Genomic DNA, 18460 nt, shown 5'->3' with positions numbered 1-18460 from the left:
TCACTTGGGCTATGGTTGTCTCATGACACTCGACCGGGACCAGGTGCTCCGCACCGCCGCCGCCCTCCTCTCCCGCAAGTCCACCGCCACCATGGACGAGGTCGCCCGCGCAGTCGGTATCGGTCGGGCCACCCTCCATCGGCATTTCGCGGGGCGGGACGCGCTGGTCAAAGCCCTGGAAGCGCTCGGCATACAGGAATTCGAGGCCGCGCTCGACCGGGCGCGGCTCGACGAGGGCGGGGCGGGGGACGGGCTGCGGCGGCTCATCGCCGAGATGGAACCCGCCGCCGATCTGCTCGCGTTTCTCGTCACCGAGAACCAGCTCTTCGAGGGCGAACAGGTCCACGAGGGCTGGGCACGGCTCGACGCCCGGGTGTCCGCGCTCTTCAAGCGCGGCCAGGAAGAGGGCGAGTTCCGGATCGACCTGACGCCCGCCTGGCTGACCGAGGCTCTCTACGGCCTCATCGGTGCCTGCGCCTGGTCCGTCATGGACGGCCGCGTCGCCAAGAAGGACTTCCAGTACATGATCGCCGAGCTGCTGCTCGGCGGAGCACGACGGAGTGTGGAGAAATGAGCAGCACCGTCCAGCGCCCGAGCCGGACGGACGAGAGCCTGTACCGCCCCGGGCGCTGGATCGCGCTCGCGGTTCTGGTGCTGGCCGTCCTGCTGGTGGCCGTGGACGCCACCGTCCTCGGTCTGGCCACCCCGTTCCTCAGCGAGGACCTGAAGCCCTCCGGCACCCAGCTGTTGTGGATCGGCGACGTCTACTCGTTCGTCATCGCGGGCCTGCTCGTCTCCATGGGCAGCCTCGGTGACCGGATCGGCCGCAAGAAGCTTCTGCTGGTCGGTGCGGTCGCGTTCGGCGCCGTCTCCGTTCTCAACGCGTACGCCACCACCCCCGAGATGATGATTCTCGCTCGCGCTCTCCTCGGCGTCGCAGGCGCGACCCTCATGCCGTCGACCCTCGCGCTGATCCGGAACATCTTCCACGACCCCAAGGAGCGCAGCCTCGCCATCGGGATCTGGGGCGCGACGGCCTCCGCCGGTGCGGCGGTCGGGCCGGTCGTCGGCGGCTTCCTGCTGGAGCACTTCTGGTGGGGCTCGGTCTTCCTGATCAACCTGCCCGTGATGGCTGTTCTGGTGCTCGTCGGCATCAAGCTGCTGCCGGAGTCGAAGAACCCGGTGGCCGGGCCCTGGGACCTGATCAGTGTCGCGCTGTCCCTCGTCGGCATAGTCGGCGTCGTATACGGCATCAAGGAGGCAGCGACCCACGGCCTCACCTGGGACGCCGGTGCCGCGGCCCTCATCGGGCTCGGCGCGCTGTACGGCTTCGTCCGCAGGCAGTTGACGCTGCCGGCGCCGCTGCTCGACATGAGGCTGTTTCGCCACCGGGGCTTCTCCGGCGCGGTTCTCGCCGACCTGCTGACCATCCTCGGGCTCTCCGGCCTGGTGTTCTTCCTGTCCCAGTTCCTGCAGCTGGTCCAGGGAAGGGAGCCGTTCGAGGCCGGTCTTGCCGAACTGCCCGCCGCGATCGGCGCGGTGGCGACCGGTCTGATAGCGGGCACCGTCGCACGGCGGTTCTCCGTACGCTCCGTGGTGGCCGGCGGGCTCGCCGCCGTGGGCCTCGCCCTGGCCACGATGACGATGATCAGCCAGTCCACGGGCTATCCGCTGCTCGGAGCCGCGCTGCTCTTCGTCGGTATCGGCGCGGGATTCTCCTTCACCGTCACCGCCGACGTCATTCTGTCCAGCGTGCCCAAGGAGCAGGCCGGCTCAGCGTCCGCGGTGTCCGAGACGGCCTACGAACTCGGGGCGGCGCTCGGCATCGCACTGCTGGGCTCCGTCGTCACCGGTGTCTACCGTGACTTCGCGACCCCGGTCGGCGTGCCGTCCCAGGCGGCATCCGCTGCCCACGAGTCGCTCGGCGGGGCCGTCGATGCGGCGGGCGCACTGCCGCAGCACCAGGGTGCGGCCCTGGTCGGCGCCGCGCAGGAGGCGTTCGTCGACGGGCTGCGGTTCGCGACGGGTGTGGGCGCGGCGGTGCTGCTCGCCACCGCGGTTGCCGCATGGTTCCTGCTGCGCGGCCAGAAACTCGAGGACGGCCTCGAACACTAGGTCCTGTCCGGCCGATCTTGCCGGGCTCGCGTGCCCTGGCACGGCACCTCTCCCCCGTAGCCCTTCGGGCACGGGAGGTACCCCCACCGTTGTCGTAGTCGCCTACGCTCCGCGTGGGCTCCATCCTCCGCCTTACGATGCTCCCCCGTAGCCCTTCGGGCACGGGAGGTGCCCCCATCGCCAGACCCCGCTCACTGACCCGGCCTGATCGACCGGACAGGACCTAGGGGCCCACAGACGGAGGCCGGACCCCACGCCGGGTCCGGCCCACCTCACGCCGCAAGGCCGTCAGGCCGTTACGCCGCCTTCGCCTTCGTTGCGTACATGTCCACGTATTCCTGCCCGGACAGCTCCATGACCTCGGTCATCACCGAGTCCGTCACCGCCCGCAGCACATAGCGGTCGCGGTCCATCCCGTCGTAGCGCGAGAACTCCATCGGCTCGCCGAACCGGATCGTCACCCGGCCCGGCCGCGGCAGACCCGCGCCGCCGGGCTGGAGCTTGTCCGTGCCGATCACCGCGAACGGGACCACGGGCGCGCCGGTCATCAGGGTGAGCCGGGCGATGCCCGTACGACCCCGGTACAGACGGCCGTCGGGGGAGCGGGTGCCCTCCGGGTAGATGCCGAAGATCTTGCCCTCCTCCAGCACCCGACGGCCCGTCATCAGCGCGGCCACACCGCCGTTCGCGCCGTCGCGGTCCACCGGGATCATGCCGCAGCCGGTGAAGAACCAGGCCATCATCTTGCCCTTGACTCCCTTGCCCGTGACGTACTCGTCCTTGCCGATGAAGTAGACCGGACGGGCGCACACCAGCGGGAGGATCATCGAGTCGATGAACGTCAGATGGTTACCGGCGAGGATGACGGGTCCGGTCCCCGGGATGTTCTCGGCGCCTTCCACGCGGGGGCGGAACATCAGGCGCAGGATCGGTCCTAGCACGGCCTTGATGATCGACAAGCGGGACAACGGGTCCTCCGGTGTCATACGGCGGTGGCGTGGGGGCGGACGGTAACGGCGGCGAAGTCTGTGCAGGTGAGGACCATACTCGCGGGTCGCACCTGATCGCACATCGGGTTCATGGAGCGGATACGCAGTGTTGACGTGAATTTTCGCTGCGTTCGTCCACGGTCTGCCGCAGGTAAGGCGCGGCTGCCTACCATCGGGCGGTCGCTTGGCAGGTGCGGGACATCACACGGAGGAATGTCGATGACACAGGGTGCGGACAGAAGTCCCGGACGTCGGACCGTCCTGGGCGCGGCGGTAATCGGCACGGCAGCTCTCGGTGTCGGCGGCCTCACCGCCGGAACTGCCGAGGCCGACGAGCGCCAAGTAAGCCATGGCGGACACGGTTCGTCGTACAGGGATCTGCCCTCCCCCACCATCATCGGCCACCGCGGCGCCAGCGGCTACCGGCCCGAGCACACTCTCGGCTCCTACCAGCTCGCATTGGACCTCGGCGCCCACGTCATCGAGCAGGACCTGGTGCCCACCAAGGACGGCCATCTCGTCTGCCGTCACGAGAACGACATCACGGGTACCACGGATGTCGCCGCTCACCCGGAGTTCGCCTCCCGCAAGACCACCAAGTCCATCGACGGCGTCAGCCTGACCGGCTGGTTCACCGAGGACTTCACGCTCGCCGAGCTCAAGACGCTGCGCGCCAAGGAGCGGATCCCGGCCATCCGTCAGGAGAACACCCTCTACGACGGCCGCTGGACGATCCCCACCTTCGAAGAGGTGCTGCGCTGGGCCGAGAAGGAGGGCCGCCGGCGCGGCCGTCCCGTATGGCTCCATGTCGAGACCAAGCACCCCACGTACTTCCGCGGTCTCGGCCTCGGTCTCGAGGAGCCGCTCGCCCGGCTGCTGCGCAGGTACGGCCGCGACCGCCGCAACTCGCCCGTCTTCCTTCAGTCGTTCGAGCCGAGCAGCATCCAGCGGTTGTCGAAGCTCGTGTCCTCGCCGCGCGTCGTGCTGCTGTCCGGGGCGAGCAGCCGCCCGTGGGACTTCGTCGTGGCGGGCGACCCGCGCACGGTCGCCGACCTGGTCAAGCCCGAGGGCCTGCAGTGGATCGCGTCCTACGCGCAGGGCATCGGTCCCACCCTCGACCTGATCATCCCGAAGGACGCGAGCGGCAAGCTGGGCACGCCGACGACGCTGGTGGCCGACGCGCACGCCGAGGGCCTGATCCTGCACCCGTACACGATGCGCAACGAGAACGCCTTCCTGCCCGCCGACTTCCGGCGCGGCACCGACCCGAACGCCTACGGCGACGTGTTCGGCGCGTTCAAGATCTACTTCGAGACCGGCATCGACGGCATCTTCACCGACAACGCCGACACCGGACTGCTGGCGGCCGCCGACTTCAACCGCTGACCGGCGACCGGCAGCAGACGAAGCCCGGCAGCCCGTAAGGGTGACTGTGCCGTCGCACGGCAACCGCCGCCGTGCGACGGCACGTCCCGCCGGTCATGACGCTTCTCGAAGAACTCCGTCCGCTCGTGAGCGCCGAGGCGACGGCCGAGGCCCCCGCGGCCGCGATAGAGGCCCGTGATCTCGAACAGGCCGTCTGGGTGCGGCTGCTCGAACGCCTCGAAGGAGCCGGCCCGCCGCCGGACGCCGCCCGCTGGGTCAGGTCGGCCGTACGCGCGGAAGCGCGCCGCGCCCGGCGCACCGCCGCACGGGAGCGGCCGTACGGTCCTGAGCCGTCGGCGGACCCGGCGGGCAGCCCGGAAGGGGCCGCGCTGTGGTCCGAGCGCCGCCGTGCCCTGCGCGACGCGATCGCCCGCACACCGGGCAACTGCCCGCGGCTGCTGACTGCGATGCTGTCGCCCGACGACCCGACCTACCGCGAAATCGCAGGGGAGTTGGGAATCTCACAAGGCAGTCTGGGGCCGATGCGTTCCCGTTGCCTGGGATGCCTGCGCAGAATGCTGACGGCAGAGGTTGCGGCTCCTGAACCTGGGGGAAAGGAGCGGTAGACAACCGGCGGACAGGTGAGCGGGAGGCATGCGCACATGGGCATGAGCGTGACCATCTCAGCGGCAAGAGCACAGGACGCGGAGCAGATCCTCAAGCTGCAGTATCTGTGCTACCAGAGCGAGGCCGAGCTGTACGGCGACTACGGAATCGAGCCCCTCACCCAGTCCCTGGACGACCTGAAAGCCGAAATAGCCCAGGGGCACGCGCTGGTGGCCAAGCTCGGCGACGAGGTGGTCGCCTCCGTGCGCGGCAGCGTCGACGAGGGCGGAACGGCCCGGATCGCCAAACTGATCGTGCACCCCCGGATGCAGCGCCACGGCCTGGGCGGCCGGCTGCTCGACGCGATCGAGAAGCGTTTTTCGGGCGAAGACGCAGCCAAGCGCTTCCAGCTCTTCACCGGCCACCGCAGCGAGAGCAATCTGCGGCTGTACCGCAGCCGCGGCTATGTGCAGGTCTCCAGCGAGCAGGTCGGCCCCCGGCTGACGCTGCTCACGCTGGAGAAGGAGGCCGCGGCGCGCGACTTCGCCGCGAGCGCGTAGCGACGCTCAGGCGGCGGGCTGCGCCACGTCCGTACGGGAGCGGCGCAGCCAGAGCATTCCGGTGACCGGCAGCAGCACCGGAATGAAGAGGTAGCCCATGCCGTACGCCGACCAGACCGTCGAGTCCGGGAAGGCGGAAGGCTCCACCACCGTCCAGGTGCCCACGATCAGTACGCCCGCGAGCTCGGCGGCGCAGCACACCAGCGCCGCCCTGCGGGCCCGCTCCCCGCCGCGTACCAGCGTGTACGTGATGAACGCGTACACGACGGCCGCGACGGCGGAGAGTGTGTGGGCCAGCGGCGCCGCGTCGTAGTCGGTGGCGATCTGGTAGACGGAGCGCGAGACGGCGCCCACCGACATCACTCCGTACACCCAGACCAGCAGCAGCCCGGGGCCCTGGACCAGCCGGGTCTTCTTGCTTTCCGCGGTCTTGGTCATGGTCAGCCGTTCCAGATGTCGTAGAGACGCACTTCGAGCACCGCCAGGACGATCGCCCCCGCCGCGACCGTCACGGAGCCCCAGCGGGTCCGCTCCGTCAGCGAGAGGAAACCCGCCGCCGGAACTGACGCGAACGCCCCGATCAGATACGCCACGAAGATGACCGAACCCTCGTCGGCCTTCTCGCCCCGTGCCAGCTGCACGATCCCGACCAGCAGTTGCGCCAGCGCCAGCACCGACACCACGGCCATGCCGATGAAGTGCCAGTCCTTGGTGGGCTGGTCGCGAAGGGCGGCGTAGCCGCACCAGGCGGCGAGGGCGAGCGCGGTCACGGCGACCGCGACCGTCAGGGCGTCAAGCATGGCCCCGAGCGTATTACGGGCCAAAAGGCCCGACGCGCGCGGCCCCGGCCGCCGTATCTGCTCGGTGCCGTCCGCCTCGGCGCCGACCCGGCGCGCTGCGTCGTCTTCGAGGACGCAGCGGCGGGGCTGACCGTGGGCCGCGCGGCGGGCCTGCGGACCGTGGCCTTGGCCACAACACACGAGCGTTCCGAGCTGCTCGCCGATGTCGCCGTCAGAGACCTCTCGGCCGTGTCCGCGCAGGCCACGCTCGGGGGAGCGGAGATCACGGCCGCTGGCTGAGCCGTTCGTATCCGTCCGAATACTGAAACATATCCGTCCGTTATTCGGACTACGCTGATCGCTTCGTACCCCTGTCTGCTTTACTTGCCGACATGACCACGACGAGCAGCCGCACCCTTGCGACCGAGGCGATCACCACGCCCGGTGCTCGTTGTATGTGTCGAATGTGCGCCAACTGAGGGCCCCTGCCTGAGCCTCGCGCCCCGAAGCGAGACCGACAGCCGAGCCGACTCCGGTGCTCCATCAGGACGCATCGGACCGAGCCTGCCCCGCGCCCGCGTTGCCCCCGGCCACCAGCCGAATCAGCCGTGCGGCGCCCCACTGTCCACCACCCGAATGCCCCGTGCCCGGCGGACACTTCGCCGTGCACTCGAATGTGACGGAAACCCCCTGTGATCACCACTACGGGCCTTACCAAGGTCTACGCGTCACGAGGCCGCGAGATCTCCGCCCTGGACGGCGTCGATCTGCATGTCCGTGAGGGCGAGGTCTTCGGCGTCATCGGCCAGAGCGGCGCCGGAAAGTCCTCGCTCATCCGCTGCGTCAACCTGCTCGAGCGCCCCACCTCCGGCACCGTGACCGTGGCCGGCCAGGACCTCACCGCGCTCGCCGGCCGCGGCCGCCGCGCCTCCAGAGAACTGCGCGAGGCACGCAGCCGTATCGGCATGGTCTTCCAGCACTTCAACCTGCTGTCCTCGCGCACCGTCAAGGACAACATCGAGCTGCCGCTGGAGATCCTCGGCGTCTCCGGCGCCGAGCGCTCGCGCAAGGCACTCGAACTGCTCGACCTGGTGGGCCTCGCCGACAAGGCGAAGGCCTATCCCGGCCAGCTCTCCGGCGGCCAGAAGCAGCGCGTCGGCATCGCCCGCGCGCTCGCCGGCGACCCCAAGGTGCTGCTCTCCGACGAGGCGACCAGCGCCCTCGACCCCGAGACCACCCGCTCGATCCTGCAGCTGCTGCGCGACCTCAACCGGCAGCTCGGACTGACCGTCCTGCTCATCACGCACGAGATGGACGTCGTCAAGACCATCTGCGACTCGGCAGCACTGATGAAGAAGGGGAAGATCATCGAATCCGGCACCGTGAGCGAACTGCTCGCGACCCCCGGCTCCGAGCTGGCTCAGGAGCTGTTCCCGGTCGGCGGCGAGGCCTCCGGCCCCGAAAGCACCGTCGTCGACGTCACCTTCCACGGTGAGTCCGCGACCCAGCCGGTCATCTCCCAGCTCTCGCGCACGTACAACGTCGACATCTCGATCCTCGGCGCCGCGATGGACACCGTCGGCGGCAAGCAGATCGGCCGGATGCGCATCGAACTGCCCGGACGGTACGAGGAGAACGTTGTCCCGGTCGGCTTCCTGCGCGAGCAGGGCCTGCAGGTCGAGGTCGTCGACTCCGAGGCGCCCGCCGAGCAGTTCGCTCTCCCCGGGCAGAGCACCGCCGCGCTGGTCGAGGGAGTCGCCAAGTGACCTGGTCGGAAATGCAGCCGCTGCTGAGCCAGGGCACCGTCGACACCCTGTACATGGTGCTGTGGTCCACCCTCGTCACCGTCGCGGGCGGACTGCCGCTCGGTGTGCTCCTGGTCCTCACCGACAAGGGCGGACTGCTGCAGAACACCCCGGTGAACAAGGTCGTCGGCGTGATCGTGAACATCGGCCGCTCGCTGCCGTTCATCATCCTGCTGATCGCGCTGATCCCCTTCACCACGCTGGTCGTCGGCACCTTCATCGGCCCCACCGCGATGATCGTGCCGCTCGCCGTCGGCGCGATTCCGTTCTTCGCCCGGCTCGTCGAGACCGCGATCCGCGAGGTCGACCACGGTCTGGTCGAGGCTGTCCAGTCGATGGGCGGCTCGATCCCGACCATCGTCCGCAAGGTGCTGCTGCCGCAGGCCCTGCCCTCGCTCGTCTCCGCCGTCACGACCACCGTGATCGTGCTCGTCGGCTACTCGGCGATGGCCGGCGCGGTCGGCGGCGAAGGGCTCGGTTCCAAGGCCGTCACCTACGGATTCCAGCGCTTCGAGACCCAGTTCATGCTGATCACGGTCGTCGTCCTGATCGCCGTCGTCACCGCCGTACAGCTCATCGGCGACGGAGTCGTACGACTCCTGGCGCGCCGGGGCCGTACCGCTTCCTGACCCCCAGACCTTCCCCCGCACAGCCCGCACTCCTTGTCCGGGCGCCGTTCCGCTCCACCAGAAAGAGGCACTTTTCGTGCGCAAGAACACCAAGCTCACCGTGTCCGCCGCCGCTCTCGGGGCCCTCGCCCTCGGCCTCACCGCCTGCGGCACCGCGTCCGACCCGGCCGCCAGGGCCGACTCCGGCGCCAAGGCCGACGAGTCCAAGGCGCTGGTCGTCGCCGCGTCCCCGACGCCGCACGCCGACATCCTCAACTACGTCAGGGACAACCTGGCGAAGAAGGCCGGACTGAGCCTCGAGGTAAAGGAGTTCACGGACTACGTCCTGCCGAACACCGCCACCGAGAGCGGCCAGGTCGACGCCAACTTCTTCCAGCACAAGCCGTACCTCGACGACTTCAACAAGAAGAACAACACCCACATCGTCCCGGTCGTCAACGTCCACCTGGAGCCGCTCGGCCTCTACTCCAAGAAGGTCAAGGACCTCAAGGAGCTCACGTCCGGCCAGACTGTGGCCGTGCCGAACGACACCACCAACGAGGGCCGCGCGCTCAAGCTGCTGGCCGACAACGGCCTGATCACCCTCAAGGACGGCGCGGGCACCGACGCCAAGCTCTCCGACATCAAGGACAGCAAGGGCCTGAAGTTCAAGGAGATCGAGGCCGCCACGCTGCCCCGCGCCCTGAACGACGTCGACGCCGCGGTCATCAACGGCAACTACGCCATCGAGGCCGACCTCAAGCCCGCCACGGACGCCCTGGCGCTGGAGAAGGCCGAGGGCAACCCGTACGCCAACTTCCTCGCCGTCAAGCAGGGCAACGAGAAGGACGCACGCGTGCAGAAGCTCGCACAGCTCCTCAACTCCCCCGAGGTGAAGAAGTTCATCGCGGACAAGTACGCCGGCTCGGTCGTCCCCGCCTTCGGCGCCGTCAAGTAGCCCTTGCCGCAAGCCCCTTGAGCGAGGCCCGGCGCACCGCGGCAGGTGCGCCGGGCCTCGCTCAACTCGCCACCCGGCCATGCGCATCCGTCACCGGATGCTGCATGCTGTGCCTTTACGGCTACGACCCTTCTCACACGGTCTTCGGCATGGAGCTGCGCATGACTACCACCTTCCCGGACGTGTCCATCAGCACGGAGCGGTTGGTGCTGCGCCCCTTCGAAGAAGCCGACATCCCGGCGCACACCGAGATGATGAACGACGAGATGGTCACCGCCTGGACCTCGGTGCCGCACCCGTACACGGCCGCAGACTCCGACGAATGGATCCGCAGTATCGCTCCTGCAGAGCGCACCGAAGGCCGCGGAATCGTTCTGGCCGTCACCGAGTTCCTCACCCAGCGGCTCGTCGGCATCGTCCATCTCAAGAACACCGACTGGCGCACCCTCGCCACCGAAGTCGCGTACGTCACCGCCCCCTGGGCACGCGGCGAGGGTTACGCCACCGAATCGGTGCTCGCCGTCGCCCAGTGGCTGTTCCGCGTCCAGAAGTTCGAGCGACTGGAACTGCGCACCGCCGCCGACAACACCGCCTCCCAGCAGGTGGCGCAGAAGATCGGCTGCATCAGCGAGGGCGTCCTGCGCAACGCATGGATAGCGCGTACCCAGACCGAGGACGGCGGCTGGGCCGACATCCGTACCGATCTGATCGTCTGGAGCCTGCTCCCCGAGGACCTCGAAGGCGTCTCGGGCCGGATGGCGGACGCGGGCTACGCCTCCTTCACCGACTGGAACTGACGCCACCCGGCCACGACCCACCGCGGCCCGCTCCAGGTACTCTCGCCATGCCCGCACCTGCGGGCTGCCCCGACCTGCGACGACACCAGGAGACTGACGACGATGGCCGACCGCGTCACGGTGATCGGCTGGGACGGTTCGCCCCTCACCGCCGCGGCCAGGTCCGCCCTCTCCGCCGCCACGCTGGTGGCCGGAGCCGCGCACCATCTGGCGCTGCCCGAGGTGCCGGCGGGTGCGGAACGCATCCGGCTGGGCAGCGTCGGCCTCGCCGCCCGGCGGATCGCCGGGCACCGCGGCAGTGCCGTCGTCCTCGCCGACGGCGACCCGGGCTTCTTCGGCGTCGTACGCACCCTGCGCGCGCCGGAGCACGGCCTGGAGGTCGAGGTCGTGCCCGCCGTCTCGTCCGTCGCCACAGCCTTCGCCCGCGCCGGGATGCCCTGGGACGACGCCCAGATCGTCGTCGCACACCGGCGTACGCTGCGCCGCGCCGTCAATGTGTGCCGGGCGCACTCCAAGGTCGCGGTCCTCACCTCCCCGGGCGCCGGGCCCGCGGAGCTCGCCCTGCTGCTCGAAGGCGTGCACCGCACCTTCGTCATCTGCGAGGAACTGGGCACAGACCGCGAGCAGGTCACCGTCCTGACCTCCGACAAGGCAGCCGACCACGCCTGGCGCGACCCCAACGTCGTCATCGTCATCGGGGGAGCGGGGACCGCGGCCGTCCAGGGCGGAGGCTGGATCGCGGGCCACGAGCCCGGCTACCCGTCGGCGGTACGGGGCTGGGCGCTGCCTTCGCAGGCGTACGGACACGCGTACGGAGAAGGTCTCGGCGAGGGCGAGTCGGTGCAGCTGCGCGCCGCCCAACTGGCCCGCCTCGGGCCGCGCATCGGCGACCTCGTCTGGGACATCGGCTCGGGCAGCGGCGCACTCGCGGCGGAGGCGGCCCGCTTCGGCGCCGCGGTCATCGCCGTCGACGCGGACGCGGAGGCCTGCGCCCGCACCGATGCCACGGCCCGGCACGCGGGCGCCCAGCTCCAGGTCGTCCAGGGGCGCGCGCCGCATGTGCTGGAGCGGCTGCCGGAGCCCGATGTCGTACGGATCGGGGGCGGGGGAGTGCCGGTGGTGACCGCGTGCGCCGACAGGCGGCCGCAGCGCATCGTCACGCATGCCTCGACCCGCGACGAGGCGGAGGCGATCGGCGCGGCCCTCGCGGCCGGCGGCTACGAGGTGGAGTGCGCGCTGCTGCAGTGCGTCGACATGGACACGACGGCATGGGCGGAGCGGGAGCGTTCCGTCGTCTTCCTGCTCTCCGGCCGACGGGTGGAAAGCGCCCCATGACCCTGCTGCCGGACGGCGCGCGGTAGGCTGGCCGATCGTTGTACCGCACCCGGACGTTCGTCGCTTCGTTCGTCAATGTCCGGAAAATGGGGCCGCTTTGGTTCCGATATGTGGTACGTCAGAACCGGGGGAAGCGCAACGTGGCGCAGCCCACAACGGGCCGTGGCTGATCTCATGGCCGCGGCGCCGAACGGCCGCGAGAATGCTTGGAGACCGTGGGGGCATCGTGCCGCGCGGCGCACACGCTCGTTCTTGTTGACGGGCGTCAGGTGTGCCGCGATCGGGCGTCCCGGGCGACGGGCGAAGGAACACAAGCGATGGGCGAGGGGTACGCATGACTGACACCGGCCAGATCCCGGGCGAGGGGCTGCCGGAGAACGCAGGCATGGTGGAGCAGCCGGGCATCCCCGCTCCTGGCTCGTACACCTACCTCGACCCCTCCGAGAACGGCTCCGAAGAGGACGATCTGCTGCTGATGCCGGGCGCGCAGGGGGCGTGGAGCGATCCGCAGCCGATGCAGCCCGTGCAGTCCGTGCAGTCCGTGCAGTCGGCGCAGCCTGTCCAGGCGATGCAGTCCGTTCCCGTGCAGTCCGTTTCCGTGCAGTCCGTTTCCGTGCAGCCCGTTTCCGTGCAGCCCGTGTCCGTGCAGTCCGTGCAGCAGGGCCCGGTGGCTCAGGCGCCGGCCGGTCACGGGTCCCCGGGATCCATGGAATCTGTGGGACAGGCTCCGGTGGCCGTGCCGCCGCCCGCTCCGACGGCTCAGACCTCCGCTCCCGAGCATCTCGTCTCCGAGCACCATGGCGCCGAGTCCTTTGTGTCCGAGGTTCATGCCGAGGCGTTCGTGGGAGTGCAGTCGCCCGCTGGACCGGAGTACACGGCGCCGGAGTACGCGGCTGCCGAGTTCGCCGCTCCCGCGCCGGTGGTGCCTGAGTTCATTGATGCTCAGCCCGTCTCGGAGCCTGTCGCCGAACCGGCCCCGGTGGCCGAGGCGGTGGCACCCGCCCCGCCCGTCTTCGACGCTCACGAGTCGGGTGCTCACGAGGCCGGTGGCCGGGACTCCGGTTCCGTCGACCTCAATGGCGTACGCATTCCGCCCACATCGGGCATGCCGACGCCTCCGCCCATGCGACGCCCGCTGCACATGGGCCCGCCGCTGCCCGACACCTCGGGCGGAGTGGTGCGCTCGCTCGCCGATCGCGGTCCGGCGGGCGCGCGCCCGCCCGCGATGGCGGTCGCCAACCCGGGGCCGCCCACGGCGGGTCCGGAGTACCTCGACATCCCGCGCGAGGGGCCGGCAGCCATGCTGCCGGGACCGCAGTTGGGCGAGATTCCGCCGCAGGGCGGGGCTCCCTGGGATCCGCAGCCGCCGCAGTTCCACACGCCTCCTCCGGCGTCGGTGGAAGCGGTCGTCCCGGAGCCCGCTCCCGTCACACCAGTCCCTCCCGTTGTCGCCGAGGCTCCCCTCGCGGCCGTCGAGCCCGAGCCGCAGGCGCAGTCGGAGGGGGAAGCGGAGCCCGAGCAGCCGTCGGCCGGGCAGTTCGTTCCGGTCAACGGGTCGCTGCCCACCACTCCCCACCTCGCGCCGACGCCGGTCCCCGCGGTGATGCAGGCCGAGCCCGAACCGGCGCCCCAGCCCGCGCCCGTGGAGGAGGTCGAGGCCGTGGCAGCGGACACTGAGCCGGAGGCGGAGCCGCAGTTCGTGCCGGAGCCGGCTGCTCAGGCCGAGCCGATCCTCGTGCCCGCGCCGCGCGAAGGGGACTCGGAACCCCTCGCCGAGACGGCTGTCGAGCCCCCCGACGTACCTGCTGCCCTGCCTGTCGTCGAGGTGGTTCCCGAGCCCGCCGACGTGCCTGTTGCCGTGCCTGTCGCCGAGGACGGGCCGATCGTGGCTCCCGAGGAGGTCGTCGTGGCCGAAGAACCCGAGCCCGAGCCCGCGTCCGAGCCCCAGCCGGAGCCGGAGCCCGCCGCCGTCCCCGCGCCCGAGCCGGTTGCGGCCGGTCGCGCCGCCGCGCCCGGATACGACGACGCCGAGCGCGAAGCCGTACTGCGCGTCATGCGCGAACGCCGGGACATCCGTAACGGCTTCCGCAGCGACCCCATCCCGCACGAAGTGCTGCTGCGCGTCCTGGAAGCCGCCCACACGGCGCCCAGCGTCGGCCACTCCCAGCCCTGGGACTTCGTGGTCATCCGCTCCGCCGAGACCCGGCGGACGATGCACGAACTCGCCCAGCGGCAGCGCGAGGCGTACGCGAAGTCCCTGCCGAAGGGCAGAGCCAAGCAGTTCAAGGAACTGAAGATCGAGGCGATCCTCGACACCCCTGTGAACATCGTGGTCACCGCCGACCCGACCCGCGGCGGCCGCCACACGCTCGGCCGTCACACCCAGCCGCAGATGGCCCCGTACTCCTCCGCCCTCGCCGTCGAGAACCTCTGGCTCGCCGCCCGTGCGGAAGGCCTCGGCGTCGGCTGGGTCAGCTTCTTCGACGAGCGCGAGATGGTGCGCGCGCTGGGGCTGCCGGAGCACCTGGAGGTCGTGGCGTACCTGTGTGTCGGTTACGTCGACGAGTTCCCCGAGGAGCCCGAGCTGATGCAGGCGGGCTGGTCCAAGCGCCGTCCGCTGTCGTGGGTCGTCCACGAGGAGACGTACGGGCGTCGCGCCCTGCCTGGTGAGGAGCCCCACGACCTCCTCCAGGAGACCGTTTCCAACATCCGTCCGCTGGACGCGAAGGCGCTCGGTGAGGCGTGGGAGCGGCAGAAGCGGATGACCAAGCCCGCAGGCGCGCTCGGGATGCTGGAGATCATCTCCGCGCAGCTGAGCGGACTGTCCCGGATGTGCCCGCCGCCTATCCCGGAGCCCGCGGCCGTCGCGATCTTCGCGGGCGACCACGGGGTGCACGCGCAGGGCGTCACGGCCTGGCCGCAGGAGGTCACGGCCCAGATGGTGGCCAACTTCCTCGGCGGCGGCGCGGTCTGCAACGCGTTCGCCAACCAGGTGGGCGCCGAGGTCTGCGTCATCGACGTCGGCGTGGCCGGGGACCTGCCCGCCACGCCCGGACTGCTGCCGCGCAAGGTACGGCCCGGCACGGCCGACTTCACCACCGGGCCCGCGCTGAGCCGCGAGGAGGTCCTCTCGGCCGTCGAGGTCGGCATCGAGACGGCGCGGGATCTGGTGGCGGCGGGCAACAAGGGGCTGCTCACCGGTGAGATGGGCATCGCGAACACGACGGTCTCGGCCGCGCTGATCGCCGTGTACACCGGCATCGACCCGGGCGAGATCACCGGCCGCGGTACGGGCATCAACGACGAGATGCACGCGCGCAAGGTCGACGTGGTCCGCCGCGCGCTCGAACTCCACGCGCCGGACCCGGCCGACCCGATCGGCGTCCTGGCGGCGGTCGGCGGCCTGGAGCACGCCGCGCTGGTCGGCTTCATCCTCGGCGGCGCGTCGCTGCGTACGCCGGTGGTGCTGGACGGCGTCTCGGCGGGCGCGGCCGCGCTGGTCGCCCGGGCGATCGCGCCCGAGGCCCTCGCGGCGTGCATCGCTGGCCACCGCAGCGCGGAGCCGGGCCACGTGGCGGCCCTCAATAAACTGGGCCTGCGGCCGCTGGTCGACCTGGACCTGCGGCTGGGGGAGGGCACGGGGGCGCTGCTGGCGCTGCCGGTGGTGCAGAGTGCTGCGCGGGCGATGCATGAGGTGGCGACGTTCGACTCGGCGGGCGTCACGGAGAAGTAGCCCGCGGCGGCGGCAGCCCGCTTCCGGCCGACTGGGTGTACGCCTCCCGTGGCGCGGCTGGGGCCGGGTGGTGGGTGCGCCCGCCGCCGACCCGTTCCGGCGGACCCGGTGGTGGGTGTGCCCGCCTTCGGCGGGCTGTTGTCCCACCCGCCCTCCCGTTTCGGGGCGACCGGTTGCTGGAGGTCTCTGGTGGGGTGGTCGGGCGTCGTCGGCGGCTGCGGCCCGGTGGCCGGCAGGCCCGCCGTCCGTTCCGGGCGACCGGTCGGTGGCTGCCGGCCATGGCGGGTGCGCCCGCCTTCGGCGGGCCGTTGTCCCGTCCGTTCGGGCCGACCGGCCGGTAGAGGCTCCCGATGGCCGCTGACTCGGCCACCCACCTGCCCGCGCAGAGCGATCGGTTGGGCGGCGCCTCCCGGGGCCAGGGGCCGCGGCGCGAAGCTGCCGCCGGGGGCCGTGGGGGCGTCAGCCCCCCCCTCCACGGGGTCTGGGGCACCGCCCCAGTTTCGGGAAGGGGCGGGGCAGGGGAGAAACCCCCCACCCCCTTAAGGTATTCGCCAGGGCCCCACCCCACCCCACCAGCCGCTTCACCGCCGCAGCGGTCCCGTACACGCACCGCCCCGCACGAGGAGCCACGACCGCCATGGCCGAGCACGCAGAGCCCGCTGAGCAAGCCGAGTCCGCCGCGCACGCTGAGCAAGCCGAGCACCCCGCCTACCCCGTCGGACTCCGCCTGACCGGGCGCCGCGTCGTCGTCCTAGGCGGTGGCCAGGTCGCCCAGCGGCGCCTGCCCGCGCTCATCGCGGCCGGTGCCGACATCGTCCTCGTGTCCCCGGAGGCGACGCCTTCCGTGGAGGCGATGGCCGCGGCCGGCGAGATCGGCTGGGAGCGGCGCCCGTACGCCGAGGGCGACCTCGCGGATACCTGGTACGCGCTCATCGCGACCTCCGACGCAGAGGCGAACGAGCGCGCGTCCGCCGAGGCCGAGCGCACCCGTACCTGGTGCGTACGCTCCGACGACGCCGGCGCCGCCACCGCCTGGACCCCGGCCACCGGCCGGTCCGAGGGCGTAACCGTCGCCGTGCTGACGGGACGCGACCCGCGCCGTTCGGCAGCCGTGCGCGACGCGATCGTCGAGGGCCTGCGCGACGGCTCCCTCGCGGCGCCCCACCACCGCACCCGTACGCCAGGCGTCGCCCTCGTCGGCGGCGGCCCCGGCGACCCCGATCTGATCACCGTCCGCGGCCGCCGCCTCCTCGCCGAGGCGGACGTCGTCATCGCGGACCGCCTCGGCCCGCGGGACCTTCTCGACGAACTCCCGCCCCACGTCGAGGTGATCGACGCCGCGAAGATCCCGTACGGCCGCTTCATGGCCCAGGAGGCCATCAACAACGCCCTGATCGAGCACGCGAGGGCGGGCAAGGCGGTCGTGCGCCTCAAGGGCGGCGACCCCTTCGTCTTCGGGCGCGGCATGGAGGAGGCGGAAGCCCTCGCCGCGGAGGGCATCCCGTGCACCGTCGTCCCCGGCATCTCGAGCTCCATCAGCGTTCCCGGCGCCGTCGGCATCCCGGTGACCCACCGCGGGGTGGCCCATGAGTTCACGGTGGTCAGCGGCCATGTCGCCCCCGACGACGAGCGTTCGCTCGTCGACTGGCAGTCGCTCGCCAAGCTCCGCGGCACACTCGTCGTCCTGATGGGCGTGGACAAGATCGGCGCGATCGCGCGGACCCTCGTCGCCCACGGAAAGAGCCCCGACACCCCCGTGGCCCTGGTCCAGGAGGGCACGACCGCGTCCCAGCGCCGCGTCGACGCGACCCTGGCGACCGTCGCCGAAACGGTCCGGGCCGAGGACGTGCGCCCGCCGGCGGTCATTGTCATCGGCGACGTCGTCACCGTAGGCCCGCGCAAGGGATAAGCGTTCCACGCCGCGTAACCACCAGTAACCGACCGGCGCTCAGCCGTTGGCACCACACCCAGGAGAAGGCAGTATCACCCTGTGGCTGATCTCATCACTGTCGAGGACCCCGACGACCCGCGCCTGCGCGACTACACGGGTCTGACCGACGTCGAGCTGCGGCGCAAGCGCGAACCCGCGGAGGGCCTGTTCATCGCCGAGGGCGAGAAGGTCATCCGGCGCGCCAAGGACGCCGGTTACGAGATGCGGTCGATGCTGCTCTCCGCGAAGTGGGTCGACGTCATGCGGGACGTCATTGACGAGCTGCCAGCACCCGTGTACGCGGTGAGCCCCGAGCTCGCCGAACGGGTCACCGGCTACCACGTGCACCGCGGCGCGCTCGCCTCCATGCAGCGCAAGCCCCTGCCCACGGCCGACGAACTGCTGCTGACCGCCCGCCGGGTGGTCGTCATGGAGTCGGTCAACGACCACACCAACATCGGAGCGATCTTCCGTAGTGCCGCCGCCCTCGGCATGGACGCGGTACTGCTCTCGCCGGACTGCGCGGACCCGCTCTACCGCCGCTCCGTGAAGGTGTCGATGGGTGCGGTCTTCTCCGTCCCGTACGCACGTCTCGACTCCTGGCCCAGGGGTCTGGAGTCCGTACGGGAAGCGGGCTTCAAGCTTCTCGCCCTCACCCCCGACGAGAAGGCCTCCGCCATCGACGAGGCGGCCCCGCACCGGCTGGAGCGCGTCGCGCTGATGCTCGGCGCGGAGGGCGACGGGCTCTCGACACAGGCGTTGGTCGCCGCCGACGAGTGGGTGCGGATCCCGATGGCGCACGGAGTGGACTCGCTCAACGTGGGCGCGGCCGCCGCGGTCGCCTTCTACGCGGTCGCGACGGGCCGCCCGGGCGCCTGAG

The 18460-nt window shown here is 70.9% G+C and carries 16 protein-coding genes and 1 pseudogene; 14 read left to right on the top strand and 3 right to left on the bottom strand.

Annotated features, from left to right (window positions below; translation table 11 throughout):
- Window positions 1-22: 22 nt before the first annotated feature.
- Window positions 23-574 (top strand): TetR/AcrR family transcriptional regulator, encoded by a 552-nt coding sequence (locus OG741_RS08030; protein WP_405596137.1) that lies wholly within the window; start codon window positions 23-25, stop codon window positions 572-574.
- Complete coding sequence (locus OG741_RS08025; RefSeq protein ID WP_405596136.1) at window positions 571-2115, top strand: MFS transporter; 1545 nt, start codon at window positions 571-573, stop codon at window positions 2113-2115. The genes OG741_RS08030 and OG741_RS08025 overlap by 4 nt, the downstream gene beginning before the upstream one ends.
- Before the next feature lie 296 nt (window positions 2116-2411).
- Here the strand turns inward: OG741_RS08025 and OG741_RS08020 are convergent, their stop codons facing one another.
- Entirely contained in the window at window positions 2412-3074 is a 663-nt protein-coding gene (locus OG741_RS08020) for a lysophospholipid acyltransferase family protein (RefSeq protein WP_405596135.1), read from the bottom strand.
- 249 nt (window positions 3075-3323) lie between these two features.
- On the opposite strand from OG741_RS08020, the gene OG741_RS08015 reads away from it, so the two are divergent.
- The 3 genes from OG741_RS08015 (at window position 3324) to OG741_RS08005 (ending at window position 5635) form a co-directional block, all read left to right on the top strand.
- A complete protein-coding gene (locus OG741_RS08015) occupies window positions 3324-4490 on the top strand; it encodes a glycerophosphodiester phosphodiesterase (protein WP_405596134.1) in 1167 nt (388 codons plus the stop codon).
- A gap of 95 nt (window positions 4491-4585) precedes the next feature.
- Complete coding sequence (locus tag OG741_RS08010; RefSeq protein WP_405596133.1) at window positions 4586-5095, top strand: sigma-70 family RNA polymerase sigma factor; 510 nt, start codon at window positions 4586-4588, stop codon at window positions 5093-5095.
- A 36-nt stretch (window positions 5096-5131) separates the two neighbouring features.
- Window positions 5132-5635, top strand: a complete 504-nt coding sequence (locus tag OG741_RS08005; RefSeq protein ID WP_405596132.1) for a GNAT family N-acetyltransferase — start codon at window positions 5132-5134, stop codon at window positions 5633-5635.
- A 6-nt stretch (window positions 5636-5641) separates the two neighbouring features.
- Here OG741_RS08005 and OG741_RS08000 read toward each other — a convergent pair whose 3' ends face one another.
- Both OG741_RS08000 and OG741_RS07995 read right to left on the bottom strand, forming a co-directional pair.
- Window positions 5642-6073 (bottom strand): hypothetical protein, encoded by a 432-nt coding sequence (locus OG741_RS08000; protein WP_405596131.1) that lies wholly within the window; start codon window positions 6071-6073, stop codon window positions 5642-5644.
- A gap of 2 nt (window positions 6074-6075) precedes the next feature.
- Complete coding sequence (locus OG741_RS07995; RefSeq protein ID WP_405596130.1) at window positions 6076-6435, bottom strand: hypothetical protein; 360 nt, start codon at window positions 6433-6435, stop codon at window positions 6076-6078.
- Between the two features lie 39 nt (window positions 6436-6474).
- Here OG741_RS07995 and OG741_RS07990 point away from each other — a divergent pair.
- The 9 genes and pseudogenes from OG741_RS07990 to OG741_RS07950 all read left to right on the top strand — a co-directional run.
- A pseudogene (locus OG741_RS07990) lies at window positions 6475-6714 on the top strand (HAD family hydrolase); the annotation flags it as partial.
- A gap of 392 nt (window positions 6715-7106) precedes the next feature.
- Window positions 7107-8180, top strand: a complete 1074-nt coding sequence (locus OG741_RS07985) for a methionine ABC transporter ATP-binding protein (protein WP_405596129.1) — start codon at window positions 7107-7109, stop codon at window positions 8178-8180.
- The gene (locus OG741_RS07980; protein ID WP_266478514.1) at window positions 8177-8848 is read left to right on the top strand and encodes a methionine ABC transporter permease; all 672 of its coding nucleotides are present in this window, start codon (window positions 8177-8179) and stop codon (window positions 8846-8848) included. The genes OG741_RS07985 and OG741_RS07980 overlap by 4 nt, the downstream gene beginning before the upstream one ends.
- Before the next feature lie 76 nt (window positions 8849-8924).
- Window positions 8925-9785, top strand: a complete 861-nt coding sequence (locus OG741_RS07975; RefSeq protein ID WP_405596128.1) for a MetQ/NlpA family ABC transporter substrate-binding protein — start codon at window positions 8925-8927, stop codon at window positions 9783-9785.
- 104 nt (window positions 9786-9889) lie between these two features.
- Window positions 9890-10582, top strand: a complete 693-nt coding sequence (locus OG741_RS07970; protein WP_405596127.1) for a GNAT family N-acetyltransferase — start codon at window positions 9890-9892, stop codon at window positions 10580-10582.
- A 102-nt stretch (window positions 10583-10684) separates the two neighbouring features.
- Window positions 10685-11917 carry a precorrin-6y C5,15-methyltransferase (decarboxylating) subunit CbiE gene (gene cbiE / locus OG741_RS07965; protein ID WP_405596126.1) on the top strand — a complete coding sequence of 411 codons (1233 nt, stop codon included), beginning with the start codon at window positions 10685-10687 and terminating at the stop codon, window positions 11915-11917.
- 334 nt (window positions 11918-12251) lie between these two features.
- Window positions 12252-15650, top strand: a complete 3399-nt coding sequence (gene cobT, locus OG741_RS07960; protein WP_405596125.1) for a nicotinate-nucleotide--dimethylbenzimidazole phosphoribosyltransferase — start codon at window positions 12252-12254, stop codon at window positions 15648-15650.
- Window positions 15651-16287: 637 nt separating this feature from the next.
- Window positions 16288-17559, top strand: a complete 1272-nt coding sequence (gene cobA / locus OG741_RS07955; protein WP_405596124.1) for a uroporphyrinogen-III C-methyltransferase — start codon at window positions 16288-16290, stop codon at window positions 17557-17559.
- Between the two features lie 81 nt (window positions 17560-17640).
- Complete coding sequence (locus OG741_RS07950; RefSeq protein ID WP_405596123.1) at window positions 17641-18459, top strand: TrmH family RNA methyltransferase; 819 nt, start codon at window positions 17641-17643, stop codon at window positions 18457-18459.
- Window position 18460 lies beyond the last annotated feature (1 nt).

Source organism: Streptomyces sp. NBC_01410 (genome assembly GCF_045040195.1).
In the GTDB taxonomy this organism is placed as follows: domain Bacteria; phylum Actinomycetota; class Actinomycetes; order Streptomycetales; family Streptomycetaceae; genus Streptomyces.
The sequence above is the reverse complement of the archived record's forward strand: the minus strand, read 5'-3'. Positions and strand labels throughout refer to the sequence as shown.

Coding starts and splice junctions, on each gene's coding strand:
- OG741_RS07995 (WP_405596130.1), bottom strand. CDS start 6,435: ATGCTTGACGCCCTGACGGTCGCGGTCGCCGTGACCGCGCTCGCCCTC.
- OG741_RS07970 (WP_405596127.1), top strand. CDS start 9,890: ATGCTGTGCCTTTACGGCTACGACCCTTCTCACACGGTCTTCGGCATG.
- cobA (WP_405596124.1), top strand. CDS start 16,288: ATGGCCGAGCACGCAGAGCCCGCTGAGCAAGCCGAGTCCGCCGCGCAC.
- cbiE (WP_405596126.1), top strand. CDS start 10,685: ATGGCCGACCGCGTCACGGTGATCGGCTGGGACGGTTCGCCCCTCACC.
- OG741_RS08005 (WP_405596132.1), top strand. CDS start 5,132: ATGGGCATGAGCGTGACCATCTCAGCGGCAAGAGCACAGGACGCGGAG.
- OG741_RS08000 (WP_405596131.1), bottom strand. CDS start 6,073: ATGACCAAGACCGCGGAAAGCAAGAAGACCCGGCTGGTCCAGGGCCCC.
- OG741_RS08015 (WP_405596134.1), top strand. CDS start 3,324: ATGACACAGGGTGCGGACAGAAGTCCCGGACGTCGGACCGTCCTGGGC.
- OG741_RS08030 (WP_405596137.1), top strand. CDS start 23: ATGACACTCGACCGGGACCAGGTGCTCCGCACCGCCGCCGCCCTCCTC.
- OG741_RS08010 (WP_405596133.1), top strand. CDS start 4,586: ATGACGCTTCTCGAAGAACTCCGTCCGCTCGTGAGCGCCGAGGCGACG.
- cobT (WP_405596125.1), top strand. CDS start 12,252: ATGACTGACACCGGCCAGATCCCGGGCGAGGGGCTGCCGGAGAACGCA.
- OG741_RS08025 (WP_405596136.1), top strand. CDS start 571: ATGAGCAGCACCGTCCAGCGCCCGAGCCGGACGGACGAGAGCCTGTAC.